Here is a 9,796-nt window from a genome sequence, read left to right as displayed (position 1 = left end):
CCTGATTCTGTGTTTAGAATCAGAAGTCTTTTGTTTATTTAGAAACCTTTTTCGGAGGACGAGTATTTCCAGAATTGTTAAGTCCATTGCCAATCAAGTATTGATGAAAGATTTCAATGAATTGATTATTGTCGATCATATCCGAGTGTTGAGCTTTGTCCCCAGTTAAAGTAATCAGCGTATAGTGTTTGATCTGACCTTCGAAGACATACTTGCCAGCATCGACACTGCCTAAAGGAACGATTCCATCATCGGTATAGAGTTGCGTTCCCGCCACGGAATAATACGATAGATTGCTGGGAATTTTACTACGATCCTTGACCAGATCATTCAGCATCTGGGTGCGATTGGAGGTATTGTTCTCTTCAAAATTATAAGGCGTACCTACAGTCATCATATGGTTGACCGTGATTGTTGAATCGTCAAAGTAGTGCTCGAAGAAATAAGTCCAAATCAAACCACCATTCGAGTGTCCGAAAGCATTGAAATTATTGAAACGATAACGTTCTTTCAGTTGGTTAAAAGCCAAGTCGAACCAGGCAGCTTGTTTCTTGATATTTGCATAGCCATCATTATTATTCTCAAAGCCAACGACAATGATCGGACGGGCGTCGTTTGATCTGATCGTACCAGTAGAAGTGATCTTTCCATCAGTGTGAACAGTCATTTTTAATAAACTGTGACGTTCGTTATACCGTTTATTGATCGTGTCAACTAAACCGTCGAAGCGATTAGCACTGGCACTGCTACCGGGGATCATGATGATGGGTGACATTGGAGAGTTATAGCGCCCGGCTAAAGTCGTTACGTTGCTTTTAGTCCAAAGATAAGATGGCACTCCTAAAATAATTAAAATCAGCACTAGAAAAATTAAATAGTGCAAGTTGCGGTTCTTACTGGCATGACGGATGTGAAACTTCATTGCACATCACCGTCCTCAATGCCCAAATTATCCAATATTTTAACCTTAGCGGCCATTTTGACAAAAGGTATGTAAATCATAGTCGAAATGACAACTGCCAGGATTGAGAAGCCTAAGGCCTGCCAGCTACCGTTGGTTCCAATAAAGGCAATCAATGGTCCAGGTGTCCCCACAGGTACCGGATAAACGCTTGGCGGCATCAAGTGTAACGCTATTGCAACGGCTGCCATCAGCATGTTAGCTAGAGGAGCTAAGACAAAAGGAATTAGGAAAATGACATTGAATAAAACGGGAATACCAGTCATAACGCCGCTACCAATATTAAAGATACTTGGTATCATTGCCCAACGGGCAACGGTTTGAAAGTCCCTATCCTTAGAAATAATCAAAATGGCGATGATCAAGCCTAAAATTGAACCGGTACCGCCATAAGTAGCAAAGGCATGATAAAGGGTTGAACTAGTAAAAGGATTGGGGGCGTTCCAAGCGGTGTGGTGCTGTAAAGCATAATTCAAATTAACCGTTGAGAATACGTCCATTTTTTCAGTTCCCAGTGCCGAATACATCCCTGACCAGCCAAAGAAAGACATGACTAAGGTGTAGACTGCGAAGATGAAAGCTTTGCCTAGCTGATCCCAGTTGTTACTAGATGAATAATTGGCAAATAAGGTATTGGCTAAATTTTCGGTTAATGAAGAGTAGTAAGTCACATTGATCAACATACTGAAAGTGATTGCTAAAATTAGCGTAATGATGATTGGTTTCAAGGAGATAAAAGTTCGTTCAATCACGCTGGTAGGATGAGGTTTATTATCTTTAGTCGGTGCCGGACGACTGGAGATTTTAAAGATCCAGCCGATCAACATACCTGAAAGTATGGCAAAAAGGAGTCCGCGCATCCCTAACATGGTTGGATGGAAGCTGAAAGGCTGAGCCTTTGAATAAGTATAATCCATAATCAACAGAGCACTGATACCGGTAATACCAGCCAGTTGATCGTCACGGTGAAAGTGTTTGGCGGTATACTTCGCGGCACCAAAGATGGCGATGACAGATACCCAACCCAAAGACATCGTGTAGAGGCCACTAGCGATATTATCGATCCAACGATAGACGACCTCGCTTTCAGGTGAAGGAAAGACATCAGTCAAAAAGCCCTCTTTTTCAATAATGACGGTCTGAACTAGCTTGATAAAACTTCCAAATAAGGCAAAGGGAAAAATAAGTAACAAGGTGCGTTGAATTATCCGATAAACTAACCATTTTTGGACTTTTAAAGTCCAGTGAATGAGGGTAGCCTCAAACTTATTTTTGAATTGAACTTTCATGAAAACACCTACAATCCATTACAAATACTCTTAGTGAAAATTATAACCTCCAACAAAAAAAGCCGCCATCAAAGCGACCTTTTTTTATAGAAGTAATGGATATAATAAACTGGTAATCCCAGTAAGGTGATTCCAATTCCCATCATTGCTAATCCTGGTTGACGCATAATGGTTGAAATAATAATATAGGCACCACCTAGAAGAGAAATAATTGGGGGAATCGGGTAGAAATTGATTTTGTAAGGACGTTCTAGTTCAGGTTCTTTTTTTCTTAAAATAAAGATTCCAATAAACATCATCATTGAAAAAATCCACATAACGAAGACCAACATGTCAGTCAGATAATCAAAACTTCCCATGAAGATCATAATGATTGCGATAATTGTTTGCACTAGACCGGCATTAGCTGGTACGCGACTCTTTTTAGTCAATTTAGCGAAGAACTTGGAGAAAATTAATTCATCGTCATTTCCTAAGACAAAGCTGACACGTGGTCCAGTCATTGTATAACCATTGACAGAACCAAAAACAGAGATCAAGATACCAATCGTAACGATCTTGCCACCAATGTCACCAAAGATACGAATTGCGGCTTCGGATGCGGCATTTTGATTACCAGGAATCAGGTGGAAAGGTAAGGCTTTGATAAAGACAAAACTGATTGAAACGTAGATCAAAGTGATGAAAAAGAGACCCACGATGATTGATTTTGATAGATCTTTCTCCGGTTTTTTCATTTCTCCAGCTAAATTACCGACATTCATCCAACCGTCAAAGGCAAACATTGTGGCTAAGAGGCCTCCGCCCAGGGATGACCAGAAACTCGAGTGAGTACCAGCCGTGACTGGGAAAAGAGAAACTTGATTACCTGTTGGTGTAAATAGGCCAACCACGATAATCAAAACAATGGGAATCAATTTGGCAATCAAAGCGACCGTCTGGATTGCTCCACCGACTCGGGCTCCAAAAAGATTTACAACATACAAGAAAACTGCTAAAGCAATCGCAATTGGCAAGAGCCAACTTTTATCGAGATTGCACAAATTTAAAACTTGCGTGGAAAAAATAATTGATAACGCTGAAATACCCGCCGGATAATAAATTACCGATTGGGCCCAAGCTAGTAAGAAGGCCGGAACTTTACCATAAATGTATTCAATATATTTGTAGATACCACCTGCGATTGGCAAAGCGGCAGCTAATTCCGCTACCGATAAACCAGCATTGATAGTAATAAAACCTGCTAACAGCCAAACGAGGATTGTTAAACTTGCTGAACCAGTTGCGGCAGTAACACTTGAGATCTTGAAAAAGACCCCGCCACCAATTACTAGACCCATTACAGTTGAGAGTGCTGGTAAGAAACCAAGCTCTCTTTTTAGGCTATTGTTATTTGTTTCATCGTTCATAAGGCAAAAATACTCCCCTCATTGGTATAAAATAAAATTATATACCATAATGGTCAATTTCGAGTATTTTTTTGTTGGTAATTACGCTTACATATAAGTAAAATAAAAATCAGAGGTGATTTTATGATTAGTTTAGGAATTATCGGAACAAACTGGATCACAGAACAATTTGTAAAAGCAACAGACGAGACAAAAACATTTACTTTAACGAATGTGTATTCGAGAACAGAAGCCAAAGCTGCAAGCTTTATCGCTGACTTGAATAAGAAAGATATTACGATCAGTACTGATCTTGAAAAATTCTTCAAGGCTGATTTTGACACGGTCTATATCGCTTCACCCAATGCTTTGCATTTTCAACAAGCTAAACTAGCGATTGAACACGGCAAAAATGTCATTGTTGAGAAACCAAGTACCTCGACAATCAAGGAATTTACGATCCTCGACAATTTGGCTCACGAAAAGGGTGTCTACTTATTTGAGGCGGCAAGACATATTCATGAACCAATTTTTAAGAAGATTGAGACTATCGTTGAAAAGCATCGTAGTGAATTGACCGGAGCCACTTTATCTTATATGAAGTATTCGAGCCGTTATGACGCCTATAAAGAGGGTAAAAACCCTAATATTTTCACGACCAAATTCTCTGGTGGTGCTTTATATGACTTGGGAGTCTATACAGTTTATGACGCAGTAGTATTATTTGGTCAACCTGAGAAAGTAGAGTATGAAGCTGAATTTCTTGACTCAGGAATTGATGGCAGTGGTGCCTTGACACTCAAATATCCAGAATTTGACGTCAATATTATTATCGGTAAGACGAAGAACTCTTATATGTCTTCAGAAATTTATTTTGGCAGAGATACACTCTTGTTAGATAATGGCGGTGACATCAGTCATTTGGATTGGGCAGATGACAATAAGAACATCACTGATATTCCAGCGAATAAGAGTGCTAATCCAATGGATTCAGAAGCAACCGAATTTGCCAGAATAATAACCGAAAATGATCAAGCTACCTATGATAAACTGTTACAATACGCTAGAATCGTAAATCGGATATTAGAGCAAGCAAGAACAAGTGCCGGACTTGTTTTTGATGCAGATGAGGAAAAATAAATTGGAAATACCAAACTTATATCAGGACTATTTTAAACAAAATCAATTTGAACAGTTGACCAAGATTCAAGAAGCTGTTTATATGCCCTTCAAAGAGGGAAAAGATTTAGTTGCCATGGCCCCAACTGGTTCTGGAAAAACATTAGCCTTTGTCATGCCAATGATCGAAACATTGGTACCAAAAGACGGCTTACAAGTGTTGATTTTGGAACCATCACAAGAATTAGCTATGCAAGTGCGAGATGTTATTCAACCCCTTGCTAAGTTGGTTGATTGCAAAGTTCAGGCTTTAACAGGTGGTGCTAATCCAACCCGCCAATTGAAGAAACTTAAAGAGAAACCGGAAATTATCGTAGCAACTTTGGGCCGATTGAATGAATTGGTTGAAACTCGAAAAGTTAAATTAGGCAATTTGAGTACGGTGATTGTGGATGAAGCTGATGAAATGTTGAATGAGTCAAAACTCGATTCTGTTCGCCAAACAATTTCGCAAATGCCAGCAGATGTCCAGATGACTTTCTTTTCAGCTACGGGTAATGACATTTTTCAAGATATGCATAAGTGGTTTGGACAAGACTTTTTAGTGATCGATCAACGACATGACACCAGTTATACAGCTGGAATCGAGCATTATTTTGTCGAAGCTAATAATGAGTTCATTAAGAATGCAATTTTGCGTGAATTAGCTCATAACAAGAAATTTTTAGGAATTGTCTTTTTCAACAATTCTCGGTCGTTACACAAAACTATCAGTGATATGAATCATGATAAGACTAACTTCGTAGCTTTAGATAGTAAGATGTCATCACAGCAGCGTAAAACGGCGTTACAGCTTTTTTCTAGCAAGAAGGTCAACTTATTGTTAACGACGGATGTCGCAGCCAGAGGGATGGATATTGACGATATCAATATGATTGTCAACTACATGATTCCTCGTGATGACAGTGAATATGTCCATCGTGCTGGTCGGACTGGTAGAATGGGCAAAAGCGGTAATGTAATTACATTTGGTAATAGCCATGATATGCGTAATTTACAAGATTTGGTTGATGTAGAGATAACCAAAGCGTATGTCGATAATGAAGGTAAGCTCTCTAAAAAGCCAGTTTTTAAACAAAATAAGCGTCATAACGATACAAAAAATAATTCTAAGGGTAATAACAAACCTAAGAAACGTTTGCGAGACCAAAAGAACAAGGGTAGACGCAATTTTCATAAAAAACAAGATTAAAATTCAAAAATAACCGTTAAACCTGCTGAAGTTTAATAACGGTTATTTTTTTCGATTGAATTTAAGAATTATCACAACCAATATCGCAAATGAAATCATTAATAATAATGCTTGGTATACGCTCATACTGCCCTTTTCGGGGCCATGCATATTTCTCAATTCGATTCATAGGCATCACTTCGCATATGTTTGGCTAGTCACCGTCTTAACTTCCTACGTTGCAATTACCCATTAATATCCATTTAGTTCAAAGAACTTTTATGTAAAAACCAGCATCATGGTAGATGACTAAAGTTTAGTTGATGAAATTATGAAGTTGAATAATTACGTATGTAGGATATAATTTTCTAAGAGGACAATTAGTTATTTATAACGATGGTTCTCAATATTTGGATTTATCAAAACGACTTTTTTGAACTTTGGCACACATTTGGCACACCGACGATCATAAAATTGAGTTTGTGAAATTCCAAAAGACACTTGGTCCCTTGGCCCAGTTGGATAGAGCAACTGCCTCCTAAGCAGTAGGTCCCCGGTTCGATTCCGGGAGGGATCATTAATCTAGTGATAAATTAAATTAGTAAGTCGTAATCAGTCATTGATTATGACTTATTTTTTAAATTAAAGTGAGGTAAGTGTATGGAAAAATTAAAATGTAGTCAGACCTTGTCGATCAGTAATCATCGCGTTTTTTCTTCAGATTTGAATGAACACAATACCGTCTTTGGAGGTAAGACTTTAATGACGATCGATGATAATTCATCAATTTCTGCTTCTCGTGTGGCGCGAATTGAGACGGTTACTGCTTCGGTCGATCAAGTTAATTTCATCTTACCTTTTGGACTGCAAGATTCGATGTGTACTGAATCATACGTATCCGGTGTTGGCAGTCGTTCGATTGAAGTTTTTACGAAAATCATTGGTGAACATCTCAAGACTGGCAAGAGATTTCTCGGTTTGACTTGCTTTTCTACCTTCGTTGTAACGGATAAGAATGTTGTTTTGCCGGCTATTGTACCCGATACTGATGAAGCTGAATATGTTTGCAGCGGGTACCACAAACGTCAAGATGAACGATTAGAAAAGTTGATGGAACAAGAAAAATTTAATAAGAATATTAGTTTGCAATTTCCCTGGCAATAAAAAAACTCTGAATTCAATTTAATGAATTCGGAGTTTTCTATTTTCTAAACGTTATTTAAGATCGGCAGCACGAACCCATTCGTTTGTAGCAACACGATACATAGTTTGACCATTGATTGTAGCTGATTTATCAGTTACCCAAGCAGTATTTTTGGCCAGAGCCCGGTCTTGAACAAGGTTTCCACTGGCAGTGTAAAGGCGTGCTTCATTTTTAGTGTAAACATTGTGGCTGAGAGGAGTTACTTCCAAGCCATCGTTTTGTTTAACCCATTCGTCAGTAGCAACACGTAGATAATTGACGCCGTCTAAGGTCATCAACTTGTCAGCTATCCAAGAACTGTTACCACCTAAGGCACGGTTCTTTAAGATTTGACCATCTTCACTGTAAAGACTTGTGATGGTGTTTGGTAGAGCATAGAAAGTAGCATGGTGAGCGTTGATTGTTTTTGTGTGTTCAGGTTTTGTTTCTGGTTTAGTTGTTGGTTTTGTAGTCGAACTAGAATTATTATTGTTATTAATTTTATGCCAAACTATTTTACCGACGATAGCTTTACCATCTTTAACTTTGATGATTACTAAATCCTGTTTTTCGCCATTTTCATTAGTCGCATAATATCCAGGGATTGACGGAAGTACTTGTGCACCTTCAACATTATTATATTCGTATTTGAAAGTATATTTACCGTCAGGGTATTCTTTTGTCTTAGGAACATCAACACTTAAAGTGTCAGTATGTTGATAATAGACAAAATCCGTAGTACTTGGGGTGAATTTGCCATCTTTGGATATTGTTACAGAAAATTTCTGTGGGGAAACATAAGGATATCCTGTTAATACTGGTGCATCAAGATCTTTAATAGTTGTATTTTTTGCCCCAGTTAAATTAATCGTCCTTGATTCAAATGTTTTTCCCGAGACTCTTAAATTCAAAGTTATGGATCCATCGACTGTATTTGAATCTCTTGGCATGTAAGTGACTTTATTTGTGGCGGTAATAGTTTTATCTTCATTGATATGAGCCATTACTTGTTTTTGATTAGTGTAATATCCTTCAACATTTGGAACGTCAACTAAGATATCGCTGCCAATTTGTCCAGTAAATTCCTTGTCAGTTAAGACTATTTGACCATCTTTACCATCTTTTTCATTGATATTAGTATTAATGGTTGCTTTAGCTGTAACTGTATTATCATCTTTTTGAATGTAGTTAATTGGGTTTTCACAATTAAAATTACCATATTCATCTGCAGTTATATTGATTTTTTTGTCAGTCGTATAGTATCCATCGATTGTCGGAATTTCTACTGGTGTAGATACGCCAATTCTTAAGTCATTTACATTTATTTTCTTGACACTATTTTCACCAGTAAGGTTAGTATGTACGTCTGCAACACCTGAATTTGTATCTTTATACGTTACTGGAGCAGATTCATCAGTGATAAGAGCATGGTCATCACCAACTTTTGCTGTTACTTTACCATAATATCCTTGTATAAATGGAGCAGGGAAGGATATTATTGTGCCTTTTTCTAGATTTGCTGGAAGTTCTTTTGTTACCACTGTAGTTAAGACTTCGCCAGATGCATATGGTGAATTATAATAAACAGTCCCACTATACTCCTCCATTTCATTATCTGGATCTGTAGTTGTCCCCGTCTCTGTTCCGTTATCAGTAGCCAAAACAGTTGTAGTTTGAGCAACTGGTGCAGCAAGTGTTAGTGCGATTATTCCCAAAAAGATTGGTCCGTAATATTTTTTCATATAAAAAGTCCCCCTTAATATAGATGTTTTACAAGGAAAATAATACTAAAGTAGGACGACAATATCTGTCGTCTAATTAATAAATTCGTAATTTTTTTTACATACGGAATGTATTTCGAAAAATGCCTTATGTAAAAAGGAAATTAAAAACTAGACATGTTAGAATTTTAATTATAAATGTCATATTTGGGGCGGAGACGATATGGTATATCACGTTGGTCGATTGATCTCGTTGAAGAGTTCTTTTCAAAATGGCGTGATTATTCCTAATTTGCAGAAGAACGTCCAAGTTGATCATCAGTCTTTTAGCCTGGCTTTGGCTCTTATTAGAATTGGTTTTTAAAGATTAAAAATAGTCTCAATTTCTGACCAAAAATCAGAAATTGAGACTATTTTTTAGATTGAATATCAGTAGTTAAGATCATTTCTCGTAATTGAGAGAAGTCTTTACTAGTAAAGGACTCGTTCAAAACCTCTTCAGCCACGACTAAGGCTTCTTTAAAATGCTTGATCCCCGAGGATGTCATTTTCAAGCAGACTTCTTTTTGATTGTCATCACTGTGATAACGAATGATTGGCCGACTAGGTTTATTTTCCAAACGGACTGCCAGACGTGAAACTGCTGCTGAACTGAGTTTCAGTGAATCTTTAATTTTTAGCAGACTAGCTTTGGAATCATATTGATCGTAGAGATAGTGCAAGAAACTGAACTCAACTGGTGAAAAATCATATTTGATGAGGGCTTTTTCTAGTTTGGTCTGAATATCATTTTCAAAATGCTTCATATTCAGCCAAGTACAAAGATTTGAATTGTCGTTGATAGTGATCACCCCCTTTAAATTTAATATCTATGTATTATGAAACATATTAAATGATTGCGCAA

The 9,796-nt window shown here is 37.5% G+C and carries 10 protein-coding genes and 1 tRNA gene; 5 read left to right on the top strand and 6 right to left on the bottom strand.

The window, feature by feature from the left end; translation table 11 throughout:
- Positions 1-34: 34 nt before the first annotated feature.
- From ACYT32_RS06470 to ACYT32_RS06460, 3 genes are all read right to left on the bottom strand, one after another.
- Positions 35-922 carry an alpha/beta hydrolase gene (locus ACYT32_RS06470; RefSeq protein ID WP_395265239.1) on the bottom strand — a complete coding sequence of 296 codons (888 nt, stop codon included), beginning with the start codon at positions 920-922 and terminating at the stop codon, positions 35-37.
- On the bottom strand, positions 919-2,250 hold the full coding sequence (locus tag ACYT32_RS06465; RefSeq protein WP_395265238.1) for a PTS transporter subunit EIIC: 1,332 nt from the start codon (positions 2,248-2,250) through the stop codon (positions 919-921). Before ACYT32_RS06465 ends, ACYT32_RS06470 begins: the two co-directional genes overlap by 4 nt.
- A gap of 68 nt (positions 2,251-2,318) precedes the next feature.
- Positions 2,319-3,659: an APC family permease gene (locus tag ACYT32_RS06460; RefSeq protein WP_395265237.1), complete on the bottom strand. Its 1,341-nt coding sequence runs from the start codon at positions 3,657-3,659 to the stop codon at positions 2,319-2,321.
- A 123-nt stretch (positions 3,660-3,782) separates the two neighbouring features.
- Between ACYT32_RS06460 and ACYT32_RS06455 the strand changes: the two genes are divergently transcribed.
- Complete coding sequence (locus ACYT32_RS06455; RefSeq protein ID WP_395265236.1) at positions 3,783-4,778, top strand: Gfo/Idh/MocA family protein; 996 nt, start codon at positions 3,783-3,785, stop codon at positions 4,776-4,778.
- A gap of 1 nt (position 4,779) precedes the next feature.
- Positions 4,780-6,009, top strand: a complete 1,230-nt coding sequence (locus tag ACYT32_RS06450; RefSeq protein WP_395265235.1) for a DEAD/DEAH box helicase — start codon at positions 4,780-4,782, stop codon at positions 6,007-6,009.
- Between the two features lie 42 nt (positions 6,010-6,051).
- Here the strand turns inward: ACYT32_RS06450 and ACYT32_RS06445 are convergent, their stop codons facing one another.
- Positions 6,052-6,135, bottom strand: a complete 84-nt coding sequence (locus ACYT32_RS06445; protein WP_395265247.1) for a putative holin-like toxin — start codon at positions 6,133-6,135, stop codon at positions 6,052-6,054.
- A gap of 356 nt (positions 6,136-6,491) precedes the next feature.
- Between ACYT32_RS06445 and ACYT32_RS06440 the strand changes: the two genes are divergently transcribed.
- Positions 6,492-6,565 (top strand) — tRNA-Arg (locus tag ACYT32_RS06440).
- Between the two features lie 83 nt (positions 6,566-6,648).
- Positions 6,649-7,152: an acyl-CoA thioesterase gene (locus ACYT32_RS06435; protein ID WP_395265234.1), complete on the top strand. Its 504-nt coding sequence runs from the start codon at positions 6,649-6,651 to the stop codon at positions 7,150-7,152.
- Between the two features lie 51 nt (positions 7,153-7,203).
- Here ACYT32_RS06435 and ACYT32_RS06430 read toward each other — a convergent pair whose 3' ends face one another.
- Entirely contained in the window at positions 7,204-8,913 is a 1,710-nt protein-coding gene (locus ACYT32_RS06430) for an SLAP domain-containing protein (RefSeq protein ID WP_395265233.1), read from the bottom strand.
- Positions 8,914-9,115: 202 nt separating this feature from the next.
- Here ACYT32_RS06430 and ACYT32_RS06425 point away from each other — a divergent pair, with 202 nt between their 5' ends.
- The gene (locus tag ACYT32_RS06425; protein ID WP_395265232.1) at positions 9,116-9,256 is read left to right on the top strand and encodes a hypothetical protein; all 141 of its coding nucleotides are present in this window, start codon (positions 9,116-9,118) and stop codon (positions 9,254-9,256) included.
- Positions 9,257-9,302: 46 nt separating this feature from the next.
- Here ACYT32_RS06425 and ACYT32_RS06420 read toward each other — a convergent pair whose 3' ends face one another.
- Complete coding sequence (locus tag ACYT32_RS06420) at positions 9,303-9,743, bottom strand: hypothetical protein (RefSeq protein WP_461793377.1); 441 nt, start codon at positions 9,741-9,743, stop codon at positions 9,303-9,305.
- Positions 9,744-9,796 lie beyond the last annotated feature (53 nt).

This window comes from Companilactobacillus sp. FL22-3, from assembly GCF_054881455.1.
The sequence above is the reverse complement of the archived record's forward strand: the minus strand, read 5'-3'. Positions and strand labels throughout refer to the sequence as shown.